A 25,062-nucleotide genomic window follows, 5' to 3' on the forward strand; every position below is an offset into this window, starting at 1 on the left:
CGCTGCTGCCCTGCGGACCCTTAGCCTTGCACCACCCTCAGCCCTGGACCACGCGCAGCGCCGGTGCCCGTCGTTCCGTATGGTCGGTCCGGACAGGCGTCGCCCAGCGGGTGTTCCCCGGGCCGCGCGCCGGGCGACCGGCCTCAGGCGTGACGGCTTCGAGCTCGACGCGGTTCCGTCCGTTCGCCTTCGCCTTGTAGAGCGCCTTGTCGGCACTGCGATAAAGGATGTCGAAGGGCAGCGGCTGATGAAAGGACACGCCGCCGATGCTGATCGAGAGCGGCACCGGCGCGCGCGCCGAGCCGACGCTGAGGCGGTTCACGGCAGCGCGCAGCCGCTCGGCCACCTTCTCGGCTTCCTTGCCGGTGGCGCCGCGCAGGAAGACGGCGAACTCCTCGCCGCCGATGCGTCCGACGATGTCGTCGGCGCGCAGCGACGTCTTCAGCACCGTCGCGATGGCGACGAGCGCCTTGTCGCCGGTGGCATGGCCGAGCTTGTCGTTGATGCGCTTGAAGTGGTCGGCATCGACGATCAGCAGCGTATGCCCGGCCCCATCGTCACCGCGCCGCCAGGCCGAGCGGATCGCCTGCGTCGCGAGCTGACGGAAGGCCACGCGGTTGAGGAGATGGGTCAGCCCGTCCGTCGTCGCCGCCTCGAACAGCCCGCTATTGGCGCTCGACAGGCGCCAAATCCGCTGCATGAAGAAGAGGCCGTGCACGGCACCGACGATGGCGGAGATGGTGAAGGCGAACTGGAAGGCTTCGGCGGCGACCTCGGTCCCCCGCGAGGCAAAGAGGCTGTAGCCGCCGATGGCGCCGCCGATCGTCGTCAGTGCGAAGATCAGCAGGAATTCCAGACCGGTCGACTTCAGGATCTGTCGCTGCGGGTTCATTGGCGAGCCTTCGCTATTGCGCTGTATCGACAGTGGATTTGCCGTCTTAAGCAGCCCTTAAGAGGGAACTCTCGTTTTAGGACATCTGCGAGTCCGTGCAGCGGATGGCCGCGGCATGCTGCCGCGCCTCTGTCGGCCGGTGGCTCTCGTCCGATTATCCATCAGGAGATGCACCGGTGCCCTCCGCGCGGTGAGGACGGCCGGGAGCACGGTTTTCCCTCCAGGGGCTGCCGATTGGACGGAGCGTTCTCGGCAAGCGCCATCGCGCGCACTACCTTTGATTGGATGAATGGCCGCATCTCGCGAGGCGGATCGGCGGCGTCGAAGGGGAAGGAGCGAACAGCCATGGACAAGCCTGTCAGCGATCGTCCGGCACGCACGCATGGACGTGGCCGCATTTACGATTCCATCGTCGACACGATCGGCGACACGCCGCTGGTGCGGCTGGACAAGCTGGCGAAGGAGACGGGCGTGAAGGCCAATCTCATCGCCAAGCTCGAATTCTTCAACCCGATCGCCAGCGTCAAGGATCGCATCGGCGTTGCGATGATCGAGAAGCTCGAGGCGGACGGGCGCATCGAACCGGGCAAGACGACGCTGATCGAGCCGACCTCGGGCAATACAGGCATCGCGCTCGCCTTCGCCGCGGCGGCCAAAGGCTACCGGCTGATCCTGACCATGCCGGAGACGATGTCGGTGGAGCGGCGCAAGATGCTGCGCCTGCTCGGCGCCGACCTCGTTCTGACCGAAGGGCCGAAGGGCATGAAGGGCGCCATTGCCAAGGCCGAGGAGCTCGTCGCCGAGATCCCGGACGCGGTGATTCCGCAGCAGTTCGAGAACCCTGCCAACCCCGAGATCCACCGCGTCACCACGGCGGAGGAGATCTGGAACGACACGGGCGGCAAGATCGACATCTTCGTGTCCGGCATCGGCACCGGCGGCACGATCACCGGTGCGGGACAGGTGCTGAAGTCACGCAATCCGGACCTGAAGATCATCGCGGTCGAGCCGGCTGCATCGCCAGTGCTGTCCGGCGGCAATCCCGGGCCGCACAAGATCCAGGGTATCGGCGCGGGTTTCGCCCCGAAGGTCCTCGACCAGGGCATCTATGACGAGGTGGTGCAGGTCACGAACGAGGAGTCCTTCGAGAACGCCCGTCTGGTGGCGCGGCTGGAGGGCGTGCCGGTCGGCATCTCGTCCGGCGCGGCGCTGACGGCCGCGATCAAGGTCGGCCGACGCGACGAGAATGCCGGCAAGAACCTCGTGGTCATCATCCCCTCCTTCGCCGAGCGCTACCTGTCGACAGCCCTGTTCGAGGGGCTGACCGAAGACAGCTCGCAGGAGCCTGCAAAGCCCGCCGCGCAGATCTGACCGCAGGTCGGCCGCCACGAGGCGGCATCACTGCAGACGAGTGCGTCGGCGCTTTGCGCCGGCCGCTCACTATGGCGCATCTCAGGTCTGCGCATGCGTGCGGTTGACCGAGCGGCTCTCCGGCCCAAGTTGAGGCTCGCCGGCGGTGCGTCCGCCGGCCCTGTCGCTGCAGATGCCGGAATGCCATGCCGATCGAAGCCATCGAATCCTCGCAGACGCTGCTGCGCACCCTGACCGCGCAGGCCGCCGTCTTCCTGCCGAACCTTCTTGTCGCGATCGTCACGCTCGTCGTCGGCTTCACCATCGCGGGCTGGCTGGCACGGCTGGTGACGCGCGCACTCGGAACCTCCGCCAAGCTGGATGAGACGATCCGTCAGCCGCTGGTCGCGATCGTCCGCTACGTCGTCATCGTTCTGGCACTGATCATCGCGCTGACGCAGGTCGGGGTGCAGGTCACCTCGCTCTTCGCTATCCTCGGCGCCGCAGGTCTCGCCGTCGGCCTCGCGCTCCAGGGCACGCTCACCAACATCGCCGCCGGCATCATGCTTCTGTGGCTTCGGCCGTTCCGCATCGGCGATTATATCGAGACCTCGCAGTTCAGCGGCCGCGTGCGTGAGATCGGCCTCTTCGTCTGCCATCTCGAAACCTTCGACGGCATCTTCGTCTTTGCGCCGAACTCGACGCTGTGGAACGTCTGGATGCGCAACCACTCGCGGGCCGCGGCGCGTCTCCTCGCCTGGTCGGTGACGCTGCCTCGCAGCGTGCCCTTCGAGGAAGCGCGCGCGCTTCTCACCTCCGGCTGGCCGAAGAACGGGGCGGCGGGGCAGCTTTCAGAGCCGCTCGCCTTTCTGGATCAGCTGAACGCCGACACGCAGGTGATCCTCTTTCGCGCCGAGGTAAAGGAGGGCTCCACCGCCGCGGCGCAACGCATGACCGGCGAGACGATCCGCCAGCTGTTCGTGGAGCGGTTCGGCTCCGAAGGCGAGCCGAAGGAGATCAAGCGGGTTCTGCCGGGCGACGGCGATCCGTCGCGCTTTCTTGGCCGCGATGAGGCGCCGAAAGCGAATGCTCAGCTCGTCAACGATCGGCCGGAGGCGGCCCGCCAGGGCATGGTCTGACAGGCTTCGGCAAGACGGCCCCCAACTCGCCGGTGAAGGCTCTAGGGGCCGTTGCCCCTCATCGTGACGTTGCGCCCGCCACCGGGCGCGGACCACGCTTGCCGAAATCCTCGATCAGCGACGCGAAGGCGCCTATCGGCGGAAACTGCGGAAAGCTGTGCACGGCAGGCGTCGTTGCCCAAGGCAGCCGCTCGCTCGTATAGGTCTCTACGAAAGGGGCGGCCCAGCCAGGGTGGTCAAGCATCGTCGCCCGAATGTTGACGAAGTCCTCCATTCCCTCGGGCCGGGTGAACATCCAGCTCATGCAGCTCGGGCAGAAATGATGGCGGGCGCCGCCCTTCAGCCCGCCGAGCACAGTGTCGCCCTGCGTCACCGCAAATCCGCCTGCTGGCACCAGGATGCTGAGCGAATAAGCGCTGGCGGTCATGCGCTGGCAGCCTGTGCAGTGACAGGCCATCGTGATTAGAGGCGGCGCGCTGACCTGCAGGCGGACAGCCCCACAGCGACATCCGCCGCCCCAAGGGAGCTGCCAGTCAACCAGCTCTCTCGCGTCTTCCACCCTAGCCTCGCCTTCCCTCTGCGCTGCGGGTCACTTGCGCCGCGTCACGCGCATGCGCAAGCCATCCTGCGGCTGCACGGTGATCTTCTGCACGGGATAGGGCGGCTTGCTGCCGGTGAAGTCGAAGCTCAGATCGCGCATCAATGCGGCGAGGGCGATGACGCCTTCCTGCATGGCAAATGTCTGGCCGATGCAGACGCGCGGGCCGACGCCGAAGGGCAGATACTGGTAGCGGTCGATGGCGCCTCGGTTTTCCGGCAGGAATCGTGAGGGCACGAAGCAGGCCGGGTCCTGCCAGTACAGCTCGTGCCGATGCACCAGCCACGGCATCACCAGCACCGACGCGCCGGCGGGGATCGGCACGCCGCACACCTCATCGGCTTCGAGCGCCGTGCGGTTGAGCGAGGGCGCCGGCGGATAGAGGCGCATCGCCTCCTCGAAGGCCGCGCGCGTATGCACCAGCCGCTCCGGCCAGGTGACGGGGTCAGGCAGTTCGGGCAAGAGGGCGTCGATCTCCGCCTCGACCTTGGCCCGCTCGTCCGGCGCCTGGCTGAGGAGGTAGAGGGTCCAGCCCAGCGCCCGCGCCGTCGTCTCGTGGCCGGCGCCGATGAATGTGATGATGTTGTCCTCGATCTCCGAGCGGCTGAGGCCGTCGGCCTTCAGGAGCAGTGTCAAGAAATCGTTCGGCGCATCCTCGGGGCGCGTGGCGAGGAGCGTCTTGCGGCGCTCCATCGTCTCTGCGATCAGCCGGCGGAAATAGTCCTGGCTGCGCCGGGCGAGCATCCGGGTGATACGCGGCAGGAAGGCCGGCGCGTCGAGAAGGTCGAGCGGATCGACCCGGCCCATGCGGCCGAGCGACTTCTCCATGGCTTTCGCGAATTCATGGCTGTCACCGGCGATGTCGTCGGTGAAGAGCGTCGCCTGCAGGATGTCGTAGGTCAAAAGCGTCATCTGGAAGGAGACGTCGACCTCGCGGCCGCTCTCCGCACCAAGCCGCTCGGCAAAGCGGCGGGTGCGATCCTCCATGATCGGCGCGAAGCCCTGGATGTTCCTGGGAGTGAACACGGGGGCGAGGGCGCGCCGGGTGCGCTTCCACAATTCGCCCTCCGCCGTCAGCAGGCCGTCGCGCAGGAGCGGGCGCAGAATGCGCTGGCGCAGCGGCTGCATGACGTAGTTCTTGGCATTCTCGACGAGGCAATGCCGAATGCCGGCGGGATCGTTGACGATGACGGTTGGCACGCGCAGCCAGTTGGCCGTGAGCACCGGCTCCTTGAAGGCGCGGCTGCCCCAGATCTCGATTGGATTGCGCGAGGCCGTCAGGATGAAGCCGGCAAAGCCGAGCGGCTTCGTATGCGGCACCGGCGCGGGCGCCCGGAACGGTGACGGCTGCGTGTCCATGCGAACGGCATCCTCTTCTGCTATCGAGCCTCTCTGGCCGATATGGGTTCCGCCGGCAGACGCGTCGAGGCCGCGCCGACCCCGAGCCGGTGCCTTAAGGTCGCCTCAGTGCTTGGTTTTCAGGGCTCGAACGCCTATATCTGGACAGATGGACGCGGCGATTCGTTGCAGGCCCTGAGGCCTCTCTTCACGATTGCCGGAACGCCAGCATCTCTCCCAAGGACCCCCATGTCGCAAGCGAATGAGACGAACCCCGTCGCGGCCGCCGAATATGGTGCCGACTCGATCAAGGTGCTGAAGGGGCTCGATGCCGTTCGCAAGCGTCCGGGCATGTATATCGGCGACACGGATGACGGCTCGGGCCTCCACCACATGGTCTACGAGGTCGTCGACAACGCCATCGACGAAGCGCTGGCCGGCCACGCGACGCTGGTGACCGTGACGCTGAACGCCGACGGCTCCTGCACGGTCACCGACAACGGCCGTGGCATTCCGACCGACATCCATACCGGCGAGGGCGTCTCGGCGGCCGAGGTCATCATGACCCAGCTCCATGCCGGCGGTAAGTTCGACCAGAACTCCTACAAGGTGTCCGGCGGCCTGCATGGCGTCGGCGTGTCGGTGGTGAACGCCCTCTCGGTCTGGCTGCGGCTGAAGATCAGACGGCAGGGCAAGATCCACGAGATGAGCTTCACCCATGGCGTCGCCGACGCGCCGCTGAAGGTGATCGGCGACAGCGAAGGCGAGACCGGAACGGCGGTAACCTTCCTGCCCTCATCCGAGACCTTCAAGGGCGTCACCAGCTTCGACTTCAGCACGCTGGAGCACCGGCTGCGCGAGCTCGCCTTCCTGAATTCCGGCGTCCACATCGTCCTGACCGACAAGCGTCCGGCCGATGAGAAGCGCGTCGAGCTCTATTACGAGGGCGGGCTCGAAGCCTTCGTGCGGTATCTGGATTCCGCGCGCAAGCCGCTGCTGACCGCACCGATCGTCCTTGGCGGCGAGAAGGACGGCATTACGGTGGAGGCGGCGCTCTGGTGGAACGACGCCTACCAGGACAATGTGCTCTGCTTCACCAACAACATTCCGCAGCGCGACGGCGGCACGCATATGGCCGGCCTGCGCGGCGCCTTGACACGCCAGGTGATCGGCTATGCCGAGACCTCCGGTATCCTGAAGAAGGAGAAGGTCGCGCCGACCGGCGACGACTGCCGCGAGGGCATGACCTGCGTCCTCTCCGTCAAGGTGCCGGACCCGAAATTCTCCTCGCAGACGAAGGACAAGCTGGTCTCCTCCGAGGTGCGCCCGGTGGTGGAAAGCCTTGTCAACGAGACGCTGGCGACGTGGTTCGAGGAGCACCCGCAGGAAGCCAGGATCGTCATCGGCAAGGTGGTTGAGGCGGCTGCTGCCCGCGAGGCCGCGCGCCGCGCCCGCGAGCTGACGCGCCGCAAGGGTGCGCTCGACATCACCTCGCTGCCGGGCAAGCTCGCCGACTGCCAGGAGCGTGATCCCGCCAAGTCCGAAATCTTCCTGGTCGAGGGTGACTCGGCCGGCGGTTCGGCCAAGGGTGCGCGCTCGCGCCAGAACCAGGCGATTCTGCCGCTGCGCGGCAAGATCCTCAATGTCGAGCGCGCCCGCTTCGACCGCATGCTCGGCTCCGACCAGATCGGTACGCTGATCACGGCGCTCGGCACCTCGATCGGCCGCGACGAGTTCAACCCGGACAAGTTGCGCTACCACAAGATCATCATCATGACGGACGCCGACGTCGACGGCGCCCATATCCGCACGCTGCTCCTGACCTTCTTCTTCCGGCAGATGCCGGAGCTGATCGAGCGCGGCCACGTCTATATCGCGCAGCCGCCGCTCTATAAGGTGACGCGCGGCAAGCAGAGCCAGTATCTGAAGAACGAGAAGGCGCTGGAGAATTACCTGATCGAGGGTGGTCTCGACGACGCGACGCTGACGCTCGGAACGGGCGAGGTTCGCTCCGGCCGCGACCTGCGCGCCGCCGTCGAGGACGCGCTGCAGCTGCGCCAGATCATGGCCGGCCTGCATTCGCGCTACAATCGTCAGGTGGTCGAGCAGGCCGCGGTCGCAGGCGCACTGAGTCCCGAGATTGCCGAGAACACCGGCGAGGCCGAGGTCATCGCGGACCGGATCGCCAAGGCGCTCGATGCCGTCGCCGAGGAGACCGAGCAGGGCTGGACGGGCGAAGCCACCGGTGAGGGCGGCTATCGCTTCCGCCGCACGCTGCGTGGCGTCGCCGAGGTGCAGACGCTAGATGCAGGCCTTATCCAGTCGGCGGATGCGATTGCCCTTCACCGCCTCGCCGACCGCCTCGGCGAGGTCTACGCGACGCCGCCGGTGCTGCGTCGCAAGGACACCGAGCGCACGCTCGCCGGTCCGCTCGACCTCGTGGCGGCGGTGTTCGAGGTCGGACGCAAGGGCGTCTCGCTGCAGCGCTACAAGGGTCTCGGCGAGATGGATCCCGAGCAGCTCTGGGAGACGACGCTCGATCCGGAGGTGCGCTCGCTTCTGCAGGTGAAGGTGCAGGATGCCACCGACGCGGACCAGCTCTTCTCGCGCCTAATGGGCGACGAGGTGGAGCCGCGCCGCGAGTTCATCCAGGAAAACGCCCTGCAGGTCGCCAATCTCGACATCTGAGGCGAGTGCGTGACCGAGATCGCGCCGGGCCCAAGAGCAGGCGGATCCCTGCGCGAGGTGTCGACCGCGGCCGACCAGATGGACAAGGTGACCAGCAGAACGCCGCGATGGTGGAGGAAGCACCGCCGCCGCGCAGACGCTGGCCTCCGAGACCGATGAGCTGGCCCGGCTGATCGCCGAGTTCAAGACGGCGGCGAGCGCCAATCATGCCCGCCAGAGTGAGCGTGCCTCCCAGCGCAGCGCCAACGCCGTCCGGCGTGCTGCGCCCGCTGCCCGCCCCGTCGTCAGATGAAGCCGGTTGCGCAGGGCAATGCTGCCCTCAAGCCCGTCCAGAACGAGTGGGAAGAGTTCTGATCAGCCACCACGGGCGTGACGGGACCGGAAACGCCGGTCCGGCATCGGCCATCCGGATCGGCATGCTGGCGGCGCCGTCCTGCCCCTCCAAATGGACAGGTCTGGCTTGGCAAGGTGGAAGAGAGGGTGAAGGACGGCGCTTACGGCGCTTCACCCAAGTTCAGGCAGGACTCCTCGGGACGAGGACTCCCGGCGACAAGGCAGCCCGAAGGTCAGACTTCGCCAGCCGGCGCCGCTTCCCCCGGTGCGGCGGGTCGGGCTTCGCGGACGATCTGACATCAAGCCTGGCAAGATCCGTCTTGCCGCTCTGCTGCGGCGGTCTGTTGTGAACGGCCGCACCTGAACCCCCATCAAGCGCTCGAAGCCGCTCCGCGTTGCTCCTCGATCAGCATCATCATGGCGCGTATCATGAGCCGATGGTCCTCCACATCCGGCAGCCCGCTGACGACGGCTGCCCCGATGACGCCAGTCGCCTCCGTCGCGATCGGCACGCCCCCGCCGCTGGCGACGAAATCTCTCTCGTCGAGGCCGAAACGCGCCCCGAGGGTGGTGCCTTTCGCCTCACATTCCAGGCGCAGCGCGAGCGAGGACCGATGAAATCGCATGACGGCATTGCGCTTGCGCCGGATCCAATCCGCGTTGTCGGGGCTCGTGCCAGGGAGGGCCGTCGCGAACAGCACAGTCTCGCCGACGCTGAGCTCGATCCTGACGGGAAGGGCCTCGGCCTCGGCCATCTCGCGAACGAGGCATCCCAGCCTCCAGGCCACGTCGAGGTCGAAGCGGTCGAAGCGAAGCGCCTCAAGCTCGCGGGCAAGTTCCTCTATGCTGGGCGTGGTCAAGTCTTCACTCCTCTCGGCCCGGGACAATCGCGCGCGGAGCCCGCGCGCTGTGATGGCGGATAAGGTCGACCGACCGTTTTTCCCCGGAGGCGACTGCCTCGGTAACGAAGTGGTCGGAGAGGGTGTCGCGTCCGGTCCCGGTGACGAGCCCCACCCCGACGCGACTGCCGAGGAGCTGCGCCATGTGCCAGGCGGTGTTGAACGTGTCGCCGGCAAAGCCGCCACGGTAGAGGCCGTTCCCGACAGGCGCCATCTCGAGCATGGCCTCGCCGGCGGCAACGCCCCTCATGCGCGGACGCTCAGTCATCGACCCCCCGCCCGGTGGTCGCCGCTGGAGAAGACCCTGCCCGTCAGCCAGTCGGGCCAGTCACGCTCGAAGAACGAGCGCGCGCTCTCGTCGAACGTCCTGTTCGCACGCGTCGACACCGCCATTCCGGTGCCGTCCATCACGACGACGATCTGCTCGCGGCGATGCTCAGCCCGCTCCTTGCGAAAACGGCAGTCGTCCAGGGCGCCGATCCTCGCTGACGGCAGGCACTCGCCGTCCCGGTCGCAGATGGCGCGGGCGCCCCGGCTGCCGCCGCCTGCGCGGACGAAATGGTCAAGCGCCGTCAGCACGGCCTCCGACGCGAGCGCCATCTGCCGCCATTGCAGCGCCCGACCGGCCTCCGCAGGGCGGTCATAAGCGATCCCCTCCGCGCGAATGCGGGCGTTGAGCGACCTTGCCTCGTCAAGGGCGGCACCGACGCCGGTGGCCTCGCAGATCATGCCGGCCTTGTCGCTCATCCGGCCCTGCACCTCGGCCCGCACGCCGCGGACCGAGAGGGGGCTCTCGGAGCGCAGGGTCGAACGGACGCCGTCGAGGGCTTTCCCGACAGCGTTGCGAAAGCTCGCCGCCCCAACGTCCCCCGAAGCGGGATGAGACCGGGCAGCGAGGTGCTCCGCGACGCGGGTGCCGAAGACCTGGCCCGCATTGAGGGCGGCGCCGCCCGGGCGGGTAACGCCGTGGGTGCCTGCCGCTTCGCCGGCCGCGTAGCAGCCTGGAAGCGACGTTTGGCCCCAGATATCGACCATGATGCCGCCGTTCATGTGCTGGTTGTTGACGGCGAAATCCAGCGGCTCACGCGCGACGTCAATCTTGTAGCGTCGGTAGAGTTCGATCGCGAGCGGGTTCATGTGGCGCAGGCGGTCGATCGGCAGCGCCTGGTCGGCGCCGGCGTTGACGAGGTAGCGGCGCACGTCGTCATCCAGGCGGTCGAGCGAGAACGGCAGATCGTCGCCAACGGGCAGCGGGTTGCGCAGGAAGTCCATAAACACGCGGCGTCCGGCTGCCGACTCGCGGAAGATCGCGAGGTCCACGAGGCTCGACCCGAAGTCCAGCATCCGCGTCGCGTGGAAGGGCCACTGGTACCCCTTGCGGAACACGTTCGAGGCCAGTTCCTGGGTGGTGCGGTAGTAGTCGGCGAGGAAGTGGTGCTCGATGCCGGCGGCATCGACCGAGTAGATATGGGGGATCACCTGCACGTAGGTACCCGACAGGTTCCACGGAAAGCCTTCCCGCCGCGTCCCGATCCCGAACTGGCTTTCGGTCAGGTTGACGAGGTCGATCCCGGCCTCGAGCGCAAGGCCAAGCGAGCCGAAGCAGCCATTCGGATAGACGCTGTCGCGGTAGAGCTCGCCCGGCCCGCCGGCCGCGAGCACCACCGTGTCGCTCTGGAATACCGCAAGGCCGAGCGGGTTGGCTTCGCTCCGGTCGGCGGTGCGCAGGGCGAGCACGCCCGCTACCCGCCGCTCGCCTCCGGTGCCGACCACGAGGACCTGCACCACGGTGGTGTGGTTCAGGATCGGCACGCCGAGCCGGATCGCCTCCTCGGCAAGCACCTTGACCATCAGCCGGGAGGTGCGCGGGCCGCAACTGGTTGCCCGCCCGACCTCATCGTGATCGGTCTGGTAGCGCAGAGTCCCGCCCAGCCTGTCCTGGGGCAGCGGGAGGCCGAGATATTGGAGCGAGGCCATCATCCGCGCCGAGCCGACGGCCTCGACATAGGCCGTGTCCTCGTCCATCGCCCCGCCGGCGCGCAGGGCGCGGGCCATGGCGGCGAAGTTGTCGCCCGCGTTTGCCGTATTGGCTGTATGAAGGGTCTGCTTGTCTGATCCCGAACAGGCCGACGTCCCGCCCCAGGCGCTCTGGCTGAGGACGAGGACGTCGACGCCACGCCGCTTCGCCTCGACCGCCGCGCGCAGACCCGCGGCGCCCGAGCCCACGACCACGCACGACGCACGATACAGCGGCATCTCTAGACCGGAGACGGCGATCGTCTCGCTGGCCGGCCCCTCCGCCGGCAGCCTGGGCATGTCGACGTCGGTAAGGGCGTCGAGAACGGATTGCGGGACTTCGAGGGCCATGGGGCACCTTTCAGGAGGCGCAGCCGGAGAAGGGTGCGCCGCTTCGCTTCGAAGGTCGCCGGGCAGCCGCCGACTTCGGTCGGGCCGGACCCTCAGCCATGGGCGGCAAGCTGCTTGGCGCCGCAGCTCTCGCGCACGACGAGCCGGACGGACGTCGTGATGGCTTCCGACGAGACGCGGCCGGCGGCGATCTGCTTGAGAAGGAGTTGGCCGGCGCGGCGGCCCATGGCCTGTGGGTCGACCGAGACGGTAGTCAGCGCGGGCACCGCAGTGCGCGCCTCGATGACGTCGTCGAACCCGACGATGGCAAAGTCGCGCCCGGGCTCGAGTCGGCGCGCCCGCAAGCCGTCGCAGGCCCCGAACGCCACCGCATCGTTGAAGCAGACGGCGGCGGTCGGACGGTCATCGGCGGCGAGTGCCCTGGCGATCGCGTCGGCACCGCCCGCGCGCGACGGGGGGGCGGGCACGACCAGCGACTCGTCGAGCCCGAAGCCCGCAGCGGTTACGGCCGCGCGATAACCCGACAGGCGCTCGTTGAAGACGGCCGTATCCTGGAAGCCGCCGAGGAACGAAATCCGTCGGTGCCCGAGCGACGCGAGGTGCCGCACCGCGCTCGCGACCCCGTTGGGATTGTCGGCGACGACCGAGGAGAGCTTCCCGCCCGGCAGGCTGCGGACGACCACGACGACAGGGATGCCCGCCTCGATGAGCGGGGCGAAGTCCGCAGCATCCGTCGCCCTGGCCGGCGAGATCAGGAGGCCGGAAATGCCGTGCTCGCGCATGGAGGCCACCACTTCGCGCTGACGGTCGATGCTCTCGCCGGTGTTCGACAGAAACTGCACGAAGCCGGTGGACTGGACGACCATGTCGACGCCAACCGCGAGCTCGGCGAAGAAGCCGTTGGTCAGGTCGTTGACGACGACTCCGACGATCCCGGACTTAGAGCCTGTCTGCCGCAGGTTCGCCGCCCCGCGGTTGTAGACATAGCCAAGCTCGTTCATCGTCTCGACGACCTTCGCGCGGGTCGTTCCCTTCACGAGGGGCGAGCCTTGCAGCACCAGCGACACCGTCGACTTCGAGACGCCGGCCGCCTGCGCGATGTCGATGACGGTCACCCGCGGCCGACGCATCCTGTTCTCCAGACTGAAACCCATCCATAGATGTTGGAACGATCCAAATCAGTCAAGTAGGATCGCTATTCAGCAGAACCGCATCTTTCTGAAAGCGGCGGTCCGAGATTCGCCAGCGGCCAGAGTACCAGTCCACGTCGAGTGCGAATATTGCCGTTTGATGCGGCGGATCCTCCCGAGCTGGCCTCGCCTGCGCCGCGGGAGTGCCGGGGCAGACGCTGGATTGGAGGGAAGATCGTGCGGCGGGCGCTCTCTCGAGGCCGGGAAGGGACAGCTGCGCAGACATATGCGGCAACGGCCATGATGCCGTTGGTAGAGCGACATCAGATGTTTAACGCGGAATTCACGACAGCCGGCATGACCGGACCGCTTGCGTATTTCCGGTGGTCCTACCCAGTCCTACGGAGCGGCGAGACCTCTCGAGGTCGCTCCGTCCTCCAAGGTTCGGGACGAAAGCGGGGATGTGACGACACCTTCTCAATGATGCCCGGTTTCCGCGCCGCCGTCATGTACTCGAGTCTGCGAACGACGGCGGCCCTAGAGATTTCAGGGCGATTCAGCGGCCGGTCTAGCGCCACCGCCAGTTGACAAGCAGTCAGGGCTATGTTGGAACGTTCCAAATAAGAGGGGAGCTCAGCGTGGTGTCGGGCGACCCGATACCGCGCTGCGCCCAGGCTCCTGGCAATCGCCGGGTGCCGCGGGCTCTCGGCAGGACCTGAACGACAGCATGCAACGCGATGGGTGAAACGATGAGCAAGCGCATCACCGCGGAAGCGGCGGCAAGCCTTATCGAGGACGGTGCGGTCGTCACGGTGTCGTCGTCGTCCGGCCTCGGATGCCCGGATGCGGTCCTGGCTGCCATCGGCGAGAGGTTCGAGGCGTCAGGGCATCCCCGCGTCCTGACCACGCTGCATCCGATCGCCGCCGGCGACATGTACGGCATCCGCGGCATCGACCACTTGGCTAAGCCCGGCCTGCTGAAGCGCACGATCTGCGGCTCCTACCCCTCCGGTCCCTCGACCAGCGAGCCGCCGGCGATCTGGCGGATGATCGGCGAGAACGCCGTCGAGGCCTACAACATCCCGTCTGGGATCCTGTTCGACATGCATCGCGAGGCAGCCGCCGGGCGTCCAGGCGTCCTCACCAAGGTCGGTCTCGAGACCTTCGTCGACCCGCGCCAGTTCGGCTGCGCGATGAATGACAACAAGGGCGAGCCGGTGGTGCGCGTCGAGACCTTCGCCGGCGAGGAGTGGCTGTTCTTCCCCGCCATCCGGCCCAACGTCGCGATCATCCGCGCGACCAGCGCCGACGAGCGCGGCAACCTCACCTTCGAGCACGAGGGCGCCTTCCTCGGGGCACTCGAGCAGGCAATGGCGGCCCACAACAACGGCGGCATCGTCATCGCGCAGGTCAAGCGCGAGGTGAAGTCAGGCACGCAGTCGCCCCAGGACGTGCGCGTGCCCGGCATCCTCGTCGACCACGTCGTGGTGGCGCCCGACCAGATGCAGACGACCCAGACCGACTATGATCCGGCGATCTCCGGCGAGGTCTTCCACCCGCTGTCGCATTTTGGGCTGGCGGAGTTCGGCATCCACAAGGCGATCGCCCGTCGGGTGGCGCAGGAACTCGCAGACGGCTCGGCCGTCAATCTCGGCTTCGGCATCTCCGCCAACGTCCCGCGTATCCTCCTTGAGGAGGGGCTGCACGGGGCCGTGACCTGGGTGATCGAGCAGGGCGCCGTCGGAGGGGTTCCGCTGCTCGACTTCGCCTTTGGCTGCTCGTCGAACGCCGAGGCCATCATGCCCTCGCCGCATCTCTTCACCTACTTTCAGGCCGGCGGCTTCGACGCCTCGCTCCTGTCCTTCCTGGAGATCGGGCAGGACGGCTCGGTCAACGTATCGCGCCTGTCCGCTCGGCCGCACGTGACGGCCGGCGCAGGCGGCTTCGTCGACATCACCTCGCATGCCAAGCGCATCGTCTTCTCGGGCCTCTTCAAGGCAGGCGCCAAGGTTGGCCTCGATGCCGGCAAGGTGCGGATCGAGAAGGAAGGCAAGGTCAACAAGCTCGTCCGGAGCGTCGAGCACGTCTCCTTCTCCGGCCCCCGCGCCGTCGCTGCGGGGCGTGACATCCTCTACGTCACCGAGCGATGCGTCATGCGCCTGACGGCGGCTGGCATCGAGGTGACGGAGATCGCGCCGGGCATCGACCTCGAGCGCGACGTGCTCGCCCACGCCGACTTCCCTCTGCGGGTCGCGTCGGACCTCCGGGTCTCGGACGCCGCGCTGTACCTCGACGGGCCGATGGGGCTGCGCCTGCATCCGGCAAAGGCGCGCCAGGTGCCCGAGGAGCAGGCCCGTGCCGCTTGACCGCCTCTTCGGTATCGAGGGACACGGCGTTCGCGTCGAGGCCGATGGCCACGTCGCACGCCTGGTGCTGGCGCGGCCTGCCAAGCTGAACGCGCTGGACCTCGACATGCTCGCCGCGCTCGACGCGGCGCTGGACGCCATCGACGCCGAAGCCGCGCTGGCGGCCATGCTGATCCTTGGGGAGGGGCGCGGCTTCTGCGCCGGGGGCGACATCACCGCGTGGTCAGGCATGACGCCCGCCGCCTTCGCGGAGGACTGGGTTCGGCGCGGACACCGCGTCTTCGACCGGCTGGCGCGGTCGCGCCTTCCCACGATTGCGGTGCTCGACGGGCACGCACTCGGGGGTGGCCTCGAATTTGCGGCCTGCGCCGACTTCCGCGTGGCGGAGCGCCACATCAAGGTCGGCCTTCCGGAGACCTCGATCGGGGTTGTGCCGGGATGGTCGGGCACGCAGCGCGCGGTCCGGCGCTTCGGTGCGCAGATTGTCCGGCGTATGGCGATTGGCGGCGACGTCCTGACCGCGGACGAGGCGCTCGCCGCCGGGCTGGTCGACCGGGTGGTCGACACCGGCTCTGGAGCCGTCGCCGCCACGCAATGGGCCGAGCGCATTGCTGCGCGCAGCCCTGCCGCCACCCGCGTCGCCAAGGCCCTGCTCTCGATCGCCGAAGGCGAGGAGACGGCGGGCGCCGCCGAGGCGCTCGCGAGCGCCTTCATAGCCACCACTGCCGACTGCGCCGAGGGCGTCGAGAGCTTCCGCGCGAAGCGCCCGCCCGCCTTCACGGGCGCCTGAGCCGGATCGAGGAACGAGCATGAACGCCCATATCAGCATCGCGCCCATCGCCGAGGCGCAGTCGGGCCCCGCCGCATACCGTCTCCTCATCGACGGCAAGTGGGTCGACTCGATGTCCGGTCGGACGATCGACCGGGTCTCGCCCGCGCATGGCGTCGTCGTGAGTACCTACCAATGCGGCGATCGCGCGGACGCGCTCGCGGCCGCGGCGGCGGCCCGCAAGGCGTTCGACAAGGGGCCGTGGCCGAAGATGACCGGCGCCGCGCGCGCCAAGCTCCTCCTGGATGTCGCCGCCAAGATCGAGATGCGACTGGAGGAATTCGCGCGCCTCGACGCTATCGAGGCGGGAAAGCCGATCGCCCAGGTCCGCGGCGAGATCGCCGGGGCGGTCGACATCTGGCGCTTCGCCGCATCGCTCGCCCGTACCCTGCACGGGCAGTCCTTCTCCACGATCGGCGAGGGGAAGCTCGGCATCGTCGTGCGCGACCCGATCGGGGTCGTCTCGATCATCACGCCGTGGAACTTCCCCTTCCTGATCCTGTCGCAGAAGCTTCCCTTCGCGCTGGCCGCCGGCTGCACCACCGTGGTGAAGCCGAGCGAGATGACCTCGGCCTCCGCCCTCCTTCTGGGTGAAATCCTGATCGAGGCGGGGCTTCCGGCGGGCGTCGTCAACATCGTGACCGGAGAGGGCTCGGCCGTCGGCGCGCCGACGGTGGAGAGCGCGGACGTCGACATGGTCTCCTTCACCGGATCGACGAAGGTCGGCAAGTCACTGATGGCCGTTGCGGCGCAGACGCTCAAGAAGGTCTCGATGGAGCTTGGCGGCAAGAACGCGCAGATCGTGTTTCCGGATGCCGACCTCGATGCGGCAACCGATGCGATCGTCTTCGGGGCCTTCTTCAATGCGGGGGAGTGCTGCAACGCCGGCAGCCGCCTCATCGTGCATGCCTCGATCGCCGACGAACTGGTGGAGCGGGTCCGGGCGCGGACCGGACGCGTGCGCGTCGGCGATCCGATGGACGAAGCGACCATCGTCGGGGCGCTGATCTCGGACGACCACGCCGGCAAGATCGGCGGCTTTCTGGAAAGTGCAAAGCGGGCGGGCGCCTCCTTCGCGGTCGGCGGCGAGGCGATGCAGGCCGACAGCGGCCGCTTCATCGCGCCGACGATCGTGACCGGCGTCACGCCCGACATGGCCGTGGCCAGGGAGGAGATCTTCGGTCCGGTCCTGTCGGTGCTCACCTTCAACACGGCGGAGGAGGCGATCGCGATCGCCAACGGCACGGACTACGGCTTGTCTGCCGGCGTCTGGAGCCGCGACTTCGACACCTGCCACATGGTGGCCCGCGCCATGCGTGCCGGCACGGTCTGGATCAACACCTTCATGGACGGCGCGAGCGAACTGCCCTTCGGCGGCTTCAAGCAGTCGGGCCTTGGACGCGAACTCGGGATCCACGCCGTCGAAGACTACACGGAGGAGAAGACCCTTCACCTGCATTCCGGCGGTCGCCCCAAGCCTTGGGTGGTCGACGCAATCTGACGCTGGCCGGGCGGTTCCGGTCTTTGGGAGGAGACTTACGATGAAGTTCGCCAATGTGTTCGCCGCGGCCTTGATGGCCTCGGCCGCCTCTCTTGCCTTGGCCGGCGGCGCCATGGCGCAGGCCAAGGAGGAGGTTCAGGTCCTGCACTGGTGGACCTCCGGCGGCGAGGCCAAGGCGCTCGCGACGCTGAAGGACAAGATGCAGGCCGAGGGCGTCACCTGGACGGACGTACCGGTCGCCGGCGGCGGCGGCGAGGGCGCCATGACGGTCCTGCGTTCGCGCGTCACGGCGGGCGATCCGCCGACCGCGTCCCAGATGCTCGGCTTCGACATCCAGGACTGGGCCGAGCAGGGGGTTCTCGCCAACCTCAACGACATCGCCGCCAAGGGCAACTGGGACGCGACGATTCCGCAGGCGATCCAGAAGTTCTCCAAGTACCAGGATCAGTGGGTCGCCGCGCCGGTCAACATCCACTCCACCAACTGGATCTGGGTGAACAAGGCGATGTTCGACGAGCTCGGCCTGTCCGAACCCAAGGACTGGGACGAGCTCGTCGCCGCGCTCGACAAGATCAAGGCGTCGGGCAAGACGGCGCTCGCCCATGGCGGCCAGCCCTGGCAGGACGCCACCATCTTCGACAGCGTGGTGATGACCACGGGTGGTCCGGAGTTCTATCAGAAGGCCCTGATCGACCTCGACCCGGAGGCGCTCGGCTCCGACACCATGAAGACGGTGTTCGAGCGTATGGCGAAGTTGCGTACCTACGTGGACGACAACTTCTCGGGCCGCGACTGGAATCTTGCCTCCGCCATGGTGATCAACGGCGAGGCCGGCATGCAGATCATGGGGGACTGGGCGAAGGGCGAGTTCCTGAACGCCGGCAAGGAGCCCGGCAAGGACTTCCTCTGCTACCGCTTCCCGGGCACGCAGGGCACCGTCACCTTCAACACCGACCAGTTCGCCATGTTCAAGGTGGGCGACAACGCCCAGGACGCCCAGACGAAGCTGGCCGCGGCGATCGAGGAGCCCGCCTTCCAGGTCGCCTTCAACAAGATCAAGGGCTCGGCGCCGACGCGCACCGACGTCGACACGTCCTCGCTTGACGCCTGCGGCCAAAAAGCTGTCGCGGACGTGAAGGAGGCCGCGGAGAAGGGCACACTGCTCGGCTCGCTGGCACACGGCCACGCCGCCCGCGCCGCGGTCAAGAACGCGATGTACGATGTCGTCACCGCGGCCTTCAACGGCGAGTACACGCCCGACCAGGCGACGACGGAACTCGTCACCGCCGTCGCCGGCGCGCAGTAGCGCCCCCCACATGGACGGCGCATGGCCAATCGCCGGCGCCGTCCACTTCGCTCCGCGCGCGCCGGAGCGGCTCCACCGCATCTGGGAGGAATGCGTCATGACACTCGCGACGGCACCCCTGACCACGGACCGCCCGGTCGCCCGACGACGGCGTGTCGGCGACGCCCTGCCGCAGATCGTGCTGGCGCCGAGCTTCGCGGCCGTCATCGTCTTCGTCTACGGGTTCATCCTGTTCTCGATCTACCTGTCGGCGACGAGTTCCCGGCTGCTGCCCGTCTACGACTTCATCGGCTTCTCGAACTACGTGCGCCTGTTCCAGCTGCCGAACTGGACGCTGGCCCTGAAGAACCTGGCGATCTTCGGATCACTCTATATCGCGATCTGCTGCGCCGTCGGGCTCCTCCTGGCGATCCTCATCGACCAGAAGATCCGGATCGAGGGACTGCTCCGGCCGATCTTCCTCTACCCGATGGCGATCTCGTTCATCGTGACCGGAACGGCCTGGAAATGGATGCTGGATCCCGGGATCGGCATCGCCCAGACCATGCATGCCCTCGGCTGGGAGAGCTTCTCCTTCACCTGGATCAAGGACAGCGAGATGGCGATCTACACGATCGTCATCGCCGCGGTCTGGCAGAGCTCCGGCTTCATCATGGCGATGTTCCTGGCCGGGCTCCGCGGCATCGACGGGGAGATGATCAAGGCGGCGCAGATCGACGGGGCCTCGGCCTTCCAGACCTATCGCCGCATCGTCATCCCGCAGCTCAAGCCCGTCTTCCTCTCGGCCTTCGTGGTGCTCGCGCACCTCGCCATCAAGTCCTACGACCTCGTGGTGGCGATGACCAATGGCGGGCCGGGCCGGGCGACCGAGATGCCCTCCACCTTCATGTATTCCTACACCTTTACCCGCAGTCAGATGGGCATCGGCGCCTCTTCGGCGGTGATCATGCTGATGATGATCTCGGCCGTGATCGTCCCGTACATCTACAGCGAGATCGCCGGGGAGGGGCGGCCATGACCGAGATGACGCTTACCAGCGACGGTCGGCCCCGAAGGGCCAGCGGCTCGATCGCGACCCGTGCCGTCCTCTACGTCCTGCTGCTCCTGTTCGCGGCCTACTACCTCCTGCCGCTTTTCGTGATGGTGGTGAACTCGCTGAAGCCGCTTGCGGAGATCCAGCAGGGCAACATGCTGGCCTTGCCACGGGAGTGGACGGCCGCCCCCTGGGTCTCGGCCTGGGACCAGGCGCAGATCGGCATCCAGGCGACGGGGCTCGCGCCCTATCTCTGGAACTCGATCAAGATGGTCGTCCCGGCCGTCGCCATCGCGACCATGCTCGGCGCCCTCAATGGCTACGTTCTCACCAAGTGGCGCTTTCCCGGCCACCGCATCGTCTTCGGGCTGATGCTCTTCTCCTGCTTCATCCCGTTCCAGATCGTCCTCATCCCGATGGCACGCGTGCTTGGCCTGCTCGGCCTCGCCGGCACGACGCCGGGCCTGATCCTCGTCCACGTCGTCTATGGTCTCGGCTTCACGACGCTGTTCTTCCGCAACTACTACGAGGCATTTCCCAACGAGCTGATCCGGGCCGCGCAGATGGACGGTGCAGGTTTCTGGCAGATCTTCACCCGCATCCTGCTGCCGTCCTCGGGACCCATCATCGTCGTCACGGTCATCTGGCAGTTCACCAATGTCTGGAACGACTTCCTGTTCGGGGCCTCCTTCGCGAGCCCGGCCTCGCAGCCGATCACCGTCGCGCTCAACAACCTCGTCAACTCCTCAACGGGCGTGCGCGAGTACAACGTCCACTTCGCCGGCGCGATCCTCGCCGCCCTCCCGACCCTCATCGTCTACGTCGTCGCCGGCCGTTATTTCGTGCGCGGGCTGATGGCCGGCGCCGTGAAAGGCTGAACGTCATGGGCTCCCTCGACATCGTTCACCTCAAGAAGTCCTACGGCTCGCTCTCCGTGCTCGATGACATCAGCCTTTCGATCGAGAAGGGCGGCTTCCTTGTGCTCGTCGGCCCGTCCGGCTGTGGGAAGTCGACCCTGCTCAACACCATCGCCGGGCTCGAGCCGATCACGAGCGGCGAAATCCGGATTGCGGGCCAAGACGTCTCCGGGCTGAAGCCCGCCGACCGCGACATCGCTATGGTGTTCCAGTCCTACGCGCTCTACCCGACGATGACGGTGGCCCAGAACATCGCCTTCGGCCTCGAGATGCGGAAAGTGCCGAAGGCCGAGCGCGAGGCGGCCGTGAAGCGCGTCGCCGACATCCTGCAGATCGGCCATCTCCTCGACCGCAAGCCCAGCCAGCTCTCGGGCGGCCAGCGCCAGCGCGTCGCCATGGGGCGGGCCCTGACCCGCAATCCGCAGGTCTTCCTGTTTGACGAGCCCCTTTCCAACCTCGACGCCAAGCTGCGCGTCGATATGCGCACCGAGATCAAGCGCCTGCACGAGCGGCTGAAGACGACGGTCGTCTACGTCACCCACGACCAGATCGAGGCGATGACGCTGGCCACCAAGATAGCGGTTCTCAAGGGCGGCGTCCTGCAGCAGTTCGGAACGCCGGCCGAGATCTACGATAACCCCGCGAACCTCTTCGTGGCCGAGTTCATGGGCTCGCCTTCGATGAATCTCGTGAAGGGAAAGGTCGATGGCGACGGCCGGGCCGTCACCGTCGCGCGTGCGTCCGACCCGCTGCGCCTGCCGGTGAGGGCGAACCGCATCCTGGCCGGCTATGCGGGGCGCGAGATCATCGTCGGCATCCGGCCCGAAGCAATCACAGATCCGCGCACCGACAATGGCGGCGACCCGTCGGTCGTCGTGTCCGATTTCCGCATCGACGTGGTGGAGCCGACCGGCGCCGACGTCTACGCGATCAGCGAACTCGGCGGTCGCCAGGCGATCGGTCGTTGCTCGGCTGACTATCCGGTTCGCGCCGGCGAGGTGTCGCGCCTTGCCGTCCACACGAGCAAGATCGTCTACTTCGACCCGGAGAGCGAGGAGCGGATCGCGTGACTGCCGCAGCAAGCTCTGACCGCCCCGATGTCGTGATCATCGGCTCCGGTATCGGCGGGGCAACAATGGCGGCCGCCCTCGCACCGACGGGTGCCTGCATCGTGATCCTGGAGCGCGGCGAGCGCATGATGCCGGGCAAGAACGACCGGAGCTCGCGGGCGATCTTCCGCGACGGCTTCTTTCGCCCCAAGGAGTCGTGGCTCGACGGAGACGGCCAATCGTTCAACCCCGGCAACTACTACTATGTCGGTGGAAACTCGAAATTCTTCGGCGCCGTCCTCACCCGTTATCGGGAGGAGGATTTCGACGAGCTGCAGCACGAGGACGGCGTCTCGCCGGCCTGGCCCATCACCTATGCCGAGTTGGAGCCGTGGTACGGGAAGGCCGAGGTGCTCTACGGCGTCAGGGGCTCCGCCGGGCAGGACCCGACCGAGCCGCCCCATTCGAGCCCCTATGCCCATCCGCCCGTTCCCGACGAGCCGGCCATCGCGGACGTGCGCAAGCGTCTGGAAGAAAAGGGCCTCCACCCGTTCTCCCTGCCGCTGGGAGTGGATCTTGCGGCCTGGTTAAAGGGCGGAGCAACGCCCTGGGACGCATTCCCGAACAGCGCGGGCGGCAAGATGGACGCCGAGACCGCGGCTCTTGCATTCGCGCTGACGCATCCGAATGTCACCCTCGTGACAGGCGCCAAGGTCGAGCGGCTGGAGACGGCGCCGGACGGTGGTCGGATCGAGGCGGTGCACTTCGAAAGGGACGGCACCAGCGAAACCCTGAGGCCAAACCTCGTCGTCCTGTCGGCCGGGGCGATCAACTCCGCCGCCTTGCTCCTCCGCTCGGCGGACGGACGCCATCCGGCAGGGCTGGCGAACCGCTCGGACCAGGTCGGCCGCAACTTCATGAACCACAACGCGACGGCCATGATCGCCTTCGACCCGAGGCGACCGCACGGGCTCGTCTACCAGAAGACGATCGGCCTCAACGACTTCTACCTGTCCGACGGCAGCGGCGGAAAGCCGCTCGGCAACGTCCAGCTCCTCGGCAAGATCGACGGGCACATACTGAAGGCCAATATTGCGCTGGCGCCGCTCGTCGCACTCGACTGGATGGCGAAGCGCTCGACCGACTGGTACCTGATGAGCGAGGACCTGCCGGATCCGGAAAGCCGCGTGACCGTCAAGGACGGCGGCATCGTGCTGAACTGGCGGCGAAGCAACATGCGCGCGCATGAGAAACTCGTCGCCAAGATGCGGGACGTGCTGCGGTCGATCGGATATCCGATGGTTTTCCACCGGACCTTCGACCGCAAGACTCCGTCGCACCAGTGCGGCACAGTTCGCATGGGGCTGGATCCCGCGACCGCCCCGCTCGATACCTTCTGCCGGGCATTCGACCACCCGAACCTCTTCGTCGTCGACGCGTCGTTCCTTCCGACGTCTGCTGCCGTCAACCCCGCCTTGACCATTGCCGCGCAGGCGCTGCGGGTCGGCGACCACATCGCCTCCAGGGAACTCGCGGCATGAGCAGCGGTACGGCCGCCGCCGCAGGAAGCCGGCCCGGCGCGCGAGGCCGGGCGGGGTCTTGCTGCCTCCCGCATCTTACATCGGATACCCGTCCATGACCGACTACATCATCGTCGGCGGAGGCGCCGCCGGTTGTGTCCTCGCCAACCGCCTCAGCGAGGATCCGAGCGTCTCGGTGCTGCTCCTCGAGGCGGGAGGGCGCGACCGCCACCCGTTCATCCACATGCCGGCAGGTTTCGCCAAGATGACCAAGGGCATCGGCTCGTGGGGCTGGTCGACGGTGCCGCAGAAGCACATGAAGGATCGGGTACTCTGGTACACCCAGGCGAAGATCATCGGCGGCGGCTCGTCGATCAACGCCCAGATCTACACCCGGGGCAATCCTGGCGACTACGACCGCTGGGTCGAGGCCGGCTGCGAGGGTTGGGGTTACCGGGACGTCCTGCCATACTTCATGCGGGCCGAGGACAACCAGCGCTTCGCCAACGATTATCACGGCCAGGGCGGCCCCCTTGGCGTGTCGAACCCGATCGCACCGCTCCCGATCTGCGAGGGCTACTTCAAGGCCGGCCAAGAACGCGGCATCCCCTTCAACCCTGACTTCAACGGCGCGGTACAGGAGGGAGTGGGCTATTATCAGCTCACCCAGCGCAACGCGCGCCGCTCCTCCGCCGCCGTCGCCTATCTGAGGCCCGCCGAGAAGCGCTCGAATCTGGTCGTCCGCACGGGCGTTCGCGTATCGCGAATCCTGGTGGAAAGGGGCCGCGCCGCCGGTGTGGAGATCCGGGGCGAGACCGGGGCGGAAACGCTGCGCGCGGAGCGTGAGATCGTTCTGTCCTCCGGCGCGATCGGCTCGCCGAAGATCCTGATGCAGTCTGGCATCGGCCCGGCCGATCACCTGCGCGCTGTGGGCGTCGAGACGGTCCATGACCTGCCGGGCGTCGGCTCGAATCTCCAGGATCATCTCGACCTCTTCGTGATCGCCGAGTGCACGGGCGATCACACCTATGACGGCGTCGCCAAGCCGCACCGCACGGTGATCGCGGGGCTCCAGTACATCCTCACCCGCAAGGGCCCCGTGGCCTCCAGCCTCTTCGAAACCGGCGGCTTCTGGTACGCCGATCCGACGGCCGAGTATCCCGACATCCAGTTCCACCTCGGTCTCGGCTCCGGCATCGAGAAGGGCGTCGAGAGGCTCGGCAACGCCGGCGTCACCCTGAATTCCGCCTTCCTGCGGCCGCGCTCGCGCGGCACCGTGCGGCTCGGCTCCGCCGATCCCGCCGCGGCCCCGCTGATCGACCCGAACTACTGGGCCGACGCCTACGACCGGGAGATGTCGATCAAGGGCCTGAGGATCGCCCGCGAGATCCTCTCGGCAAACGCGTTGAAGCCCTTCGTCCAGCGTGAGGTCCTGCCCGGCCCGAAGGCGACGAGCGACGCGGACCTATTCGAATATGGCTGTGCTAACGCCAAGACGGATCACCATCCCGTCGGGACCTGCAAGATGGGCCACGACGCCATGGCCGTGGTCGGCCCTGACCTGAAGGTCCGCGGTATCGAAGGCCTGCGGGTCTGCGATGCCTCGGTCATGCCCTTCGTGCCGTCCTCGAACACCAACGCGCCGACGGTCATGGTCGGGGAGAAGGGGGCCGACCTCATCCGCGGGATGCACCCGCTTCCGCCGGCGGTGTTCTCGGGCAATCGACGCCAGGCTGCGACGGCGTGAGGACAGGCAGGAGCTGGTCTCGGCGAGGCGGATGTCGCCTCGCCGCCGGGAGATCGGGGC

At 67.4% G+C, this 25,062-nt stretch carries 19 protein-coding genes; 12 read left to right on the plus strand and 7 right to left on the minus strand.

What is annotated here, in order from left to right; genetic code table 11:
* Window positions 1–37: 37 nt before the first annotated feature.
* Complete coding sequence (locus C0R46_RS14170; protein WP_102960304.1) at window positions 38–892, minus strand: GGDEF domain-containing protein; 855 nt, start codon at window positions 890–892, stop codon at window positions 38–40.
* A gap of 345 nt (window positions 893–1,237) precedes the next feature.
* On the opposite strand from C0R46_RS14170, the gene cysK reads away from it, so the two are divergent.
* Together cysK and C0R46_RS14180 are read left to right on the plus strand one after the other, a co-directional pair.
* Window positions 1,238–2,263 (plus strand): cysteine synthase A, encoded by a 1,026-nt coding sequence (gene cysK, locus C0R46_RS14175; RefSeq protein ID WP_102960305.1) that lies wholly within the window; start codon window positions 1,238–1,240, stop codon window positions 2,261–2,263.
* A gap of 185 nt (window positions 2,264–2,448) precedes the next feature.
* Window positions 2,449–3,381: a mechanosensitive ion channel family protein gene (locus tag C0R46_RS14180; RefSeq protein ID WP_102960306.1), complete on the plus strand. Its 933-nt coding sequence runs from the start codon at window positions 2,449–2,451 to the stop codon at window positions 3,379–3,381.
* A gap of 58 nt (window positions 3,382–3,439) precedes the next feature.
* Here C0R46_RS14180 and C0R46_RS14185 read toward each other — a convergent pair whose 3' ends face one another.
* Window positions 3,440–3,922 (minus strand): GFA family protein, encoded by a 483-nt coding sequence (locus C0R46_RS14185; RefSeq protein ID WP_245413598.1) that lies wholly within the window; start codon window positions 3,920–3,922, stop codon window positions 3,440–3,442.
* Between the two features lie 48 nt (window positions 3,923–3,970).
* Window positions 3,971–5,338: a cytochrome P450 gene (locus C0R46_RS14190; RefSeq protein ID WP_102960308.1), complete on the minus strand. Its 1,368-nt coding sequence runs from the start codon at window positions 5,336–5,338 to the stop codon at window positions 3,971–3,973.
* Between the two features lie 228 nt (window positions 5,339–5,566).
* On the opposite strand from C0R46_RS14190, the gene gyrB reads away from it, so the two are divergent.
* Window positions 5,567–8,005, plus strand: a complete 2,439-nt coding sequence (gyrB, locus tag C0R46_RS14195; protein WP_102960309.1) for a DNA topoisomerase (ATP-hydrolyzing) subunit B — start codon at window positions 5,567–5,569, stop codon at window positions 8,003–8,005.
* A 704-nt stretch (window positions 8,006–8,709) separates the two neighbouring features.
* Here gyrB and C0R46_RS14200 read toward each other — a convergent pair.
* From C0R46_RS14200 to C0R46_RS14215, 4 genes are all read right to left on the minus strand, one after another.
* Window positions 8,710–9,198 carry a heme-degrading domain-containing protein gene (locus C0R46_RS14200; RefSeq protein WP_102960310.1) on the minus strand — a complete coding sequence of 163 codons (489 nt, stop codon included), beginning with the start codon at window positions 9,196–9,198 and terminating at the stop codon, window positions 8,710–8,712.
* Between the two features lie 4 nt (window positions 9,199–9,202).
* Window positions 9,203–9,505: a carbohydrate kinase family protein gene (locus tag C0R46_RS20960; protein ID WP_198598338.1), complete on the minus strand. Its 303-nt coding sequence runs from the start codon at window positions 9,503–9,505 to the stop codon at window positions 9,203–9,205.
* The gene (locus C0R46_RS14210; RefSeq protein ID WP_102960311.1) at window positions 9,502–11,604 is read right to left on the minus strand and encodes an FAD-dependent oxidoreductase; all 2,103 of its coding nucleotides are present in this window, start codon (window positions 11,602–11,604) and stop codon (window positions 9,502–9,504) included. Before C0R46_RS14210 ends, C0R46_RS20960 begins: the two co-directional genes overlap by 4 nt.
* A gap of 92 nt (window positions 11,605–11,696) precedes the next feature.
* Complete coding sequence (locus C0R46_RS14215; protein ID WP_102960312.1) at window positions 11,697–12,734, minus strand: LacI family DNA-binding transcriptional regulator; 1,038 nt, start codon at window positions 12,732–12,734, stop codon at window positions 11,697–11,699.
* A 749-nt stretch (window positions 12,735–13,483) separates the two neighbouring features.
* Here C0R46_RS14215 and C0R46_RS14220 point away from each other — a divergent pair.
* From C0R46_RS14220 to C0R46_RS14260, 9 genes are all read left to right on the plus strand, one after another.
* A complete protein-coding gene (locus C0R46_RS14220) occupies window positions 13,484–15,100 on the plus strand; it encodes an acyl CoA:acetate/3-ketoacid CoA transferase (protein WP_102960430.1) in 1,617 nt (538 codons plus the stop codon).
* A gap of 13 nt (window positions 15,101–15,113) precedes the next feature.
* Window positions 15,114–15,890, plus strand: coding sequence for an enoyl-CoA hydratase/isomerase family protein (locus C0R46_RS14225; RefSeq protein WP_102960431.1), 777 nt, complete (start codon window positions 15,114–15,116; stop codon window positions 15,888–15,890).
* Window positions 15,891–15,909: 19 nt separating this feature from the next.
* Window positions 15,910–17,430, plus strand: a complete 1,521-nt coding sequence (locus tag C0R46_RS14230; RefSeq protein WP_102960313.1) for an aldehyde dehydrogenase family protein — start codon at window positions 15,910–15,912, stop codon at window positions 17,428–17,430.
* Between the two features lie 40 nt (window positions 17,431–17,470).
* On the plus strand, window positions 17,471–18,736 hold the full coding sequence (locus C0R46_RS14235; protein WP_102960314.1) for an ABC transporter substrate-binding protein: 1,266 nt from the start codon (window positions 17,471–17,473) through the stop codon (window positions 18,734–18,736).
* A 97-nt stretch (window positions 18,737–18,833) separates the two neighbouring features.
* Entirely contained in the window at window positions 18,834–19,754 is a 921-nt protein-coding gene (locus tag C0R46_RS14240) for a carbohydrate ABC transporter permease (protein ID WP_102960432.1), read from the plus strand.
* Window positions 19,751–20,647 (plus strand): carbohydrate ABC transporter permease, encoded by an 897-nt coding sequence (locus C0R46_RS14245; protein WP_102960315.1) that lies wholly within the window; start codon window positions 19,751–19,753, stop codon window positions 20,645–20,647. Before C0R46_RS14240 ends, C0R46_RS14245 begins: the two co-directional genes overlap by 4 nt.
* Window positions 20,648–20,652: 5 nt before the next feature.
* Complete coding sequence (locus tag C0R46_RS14250; RefSeq protein ID WP_102960316.1) at window positions 20,653–21,756, plus strand: ABC transporter ATP-binding protein; 1,104 nt, start codon at window positions 20,653–20,655, stop codon at window positions 21,754–21,756.
* Window positions 21,753–23,276, plus strand: a complete 1,524-nt coding sequence (locus tag C0R46_RS14255; RefSeq protein WP_114348399.1) for an FAD-dependent oxidoreductase — start codon at window positions 21,753–21,755, stop codon at window positions 23,274–23,276. Before C0R46_RS14250 ends, C0R46_RS14255 begins: the two co-directional genes overlap by 4 nt.
* A 94-nt stretch (window positions 23,277–23,370) precedes the next feature.
* Window positions 23,371–25,002: a GMC family oxidoreductase gene (locus C0R46_RS14260; protein ID WP_102960317.1), complete on the plus strand. Its 1,632-nt coding sequence runs from the start codon at window positions 23,371–23,373 to the stop codon at window positions 25,000–25,002.
* The last annotated feature ends 60 nt before the right edge of the window (window positions 25,003–25,062 follow it).

It is taken from the genome of Mangrovicella endophytica (assembly GCF_002893625.1).
GTDB lineage: Bacteria > Pseudomonadota > Alphaproteobacteria > Rhizobiales > Rhizobiaceae > Mangrovicella > Mangrovicella endophytica.

Bases quoted from the DNA above. Each gene is read 5' to 3' on its own strand.
- C0R46_RS20960 (WP_198598338.1), bottom strand. From the start codon at position 9,505: ATGACTGAGCGTCCGCGCATGAGGGGCGTTGCCGCCGGCGAGGCCATG.
- C0R46_RS14220 (WP_102960430.1), top strand. From the start codon at position 13,484: ATGAGCAAGCGCATCACCGCGGAAGCGGCGGCAAGCCTTATCGAGGAC.
- C0R46_RS14170 (WP_102960304.1), bottom strand. From the start codon at position 892: ATGAACCCGCAGCGACAGATCCTGAAGTCGACCGGTCTGGAATTCCTG.
- C0R46_RS14190 (WP_102960308.1), bottom strand. From the start codon at position 5,338: ATGGACACGCAGCCGTCACCGTTCCGGGCGCCCGCGCCGGTGCCGCAT.
- C0R46_RS14250 (WP_102960316.1), top strand. From the start codon at position 20,653: ATGGGCTCCCTCGACATCGTTCACCTCAAGAAGTCCTACGGCTCGCTC.
- C0R46_RS14245 (WP_102960315.1), top strand. From the start codon at position 19,751: ATGACCGAGATGACGCTTACCAGCGACGGTCGGCCCCGAAGGGCCAGC.
- C0R46_RS14235 (WP_102960314.1), top strand. From the start codon at position 17,471: ATGAAGTTCGCCAATGTGTTCGCCGCGGCCTTGATGGCCTCGGCCGCC.
- C0R46_RS14240 (WP_102960432.1), top strand. From the start codon at position 18,834: ATGACACTCGCGACGGCACCCCTGACCACGGACCGCCCGGTCGCCCGA.
- gyrB (WP_102960309.1), top strand. From the start codon at position 5,567: ATGTCGCAAGCGAATGAGACGAACCCCGTCGCGGCCGCCGAATATGGT.
- C0R46_RS14260 (WP_102960317.1), top strand. From the start codon at position 23,371: ATGACCGACTACATCATCGTCGGCGGAGGCGCCGCCGGTTGTGTCCTC.
- cysK (WP_102960305.1), top strand. From the start codon at position 1,238: ATGGACAAGCCTGTCAGCGATCGTCCGGCACGCACGCATGGACGTGGC.
- C0R46_RS14230 (WP_102960313.1), top strand. From the start codon at position 15,910: ATGAACGCCCATATCAGCATCGCGCCCATCGCCGAGGCGCAGTCGGGC.
- C0R46_RS14180 (WP_102960306.1), top strand. From the start codon at position 2,449: ATGCCGATCGAAGCCATCGAATCCTCGCAGACGCTGCTGCGCACCCTG.
- C0R46_RS14215 (WP_102960312.1), bottom strand. From the start codon at position 12,734: ATGCGTCGGCCGCGGGTGACCGTCATCGACATCGCGCAGGCGGCCGGC.
- C0R46_RS14210 (WP_102960311.1), bottom strand. From the start codon at position 11,604: ATGGCCCTCGAAGTCCCGCAATCCGTTCTCGACGCCCTTACCGACGTC.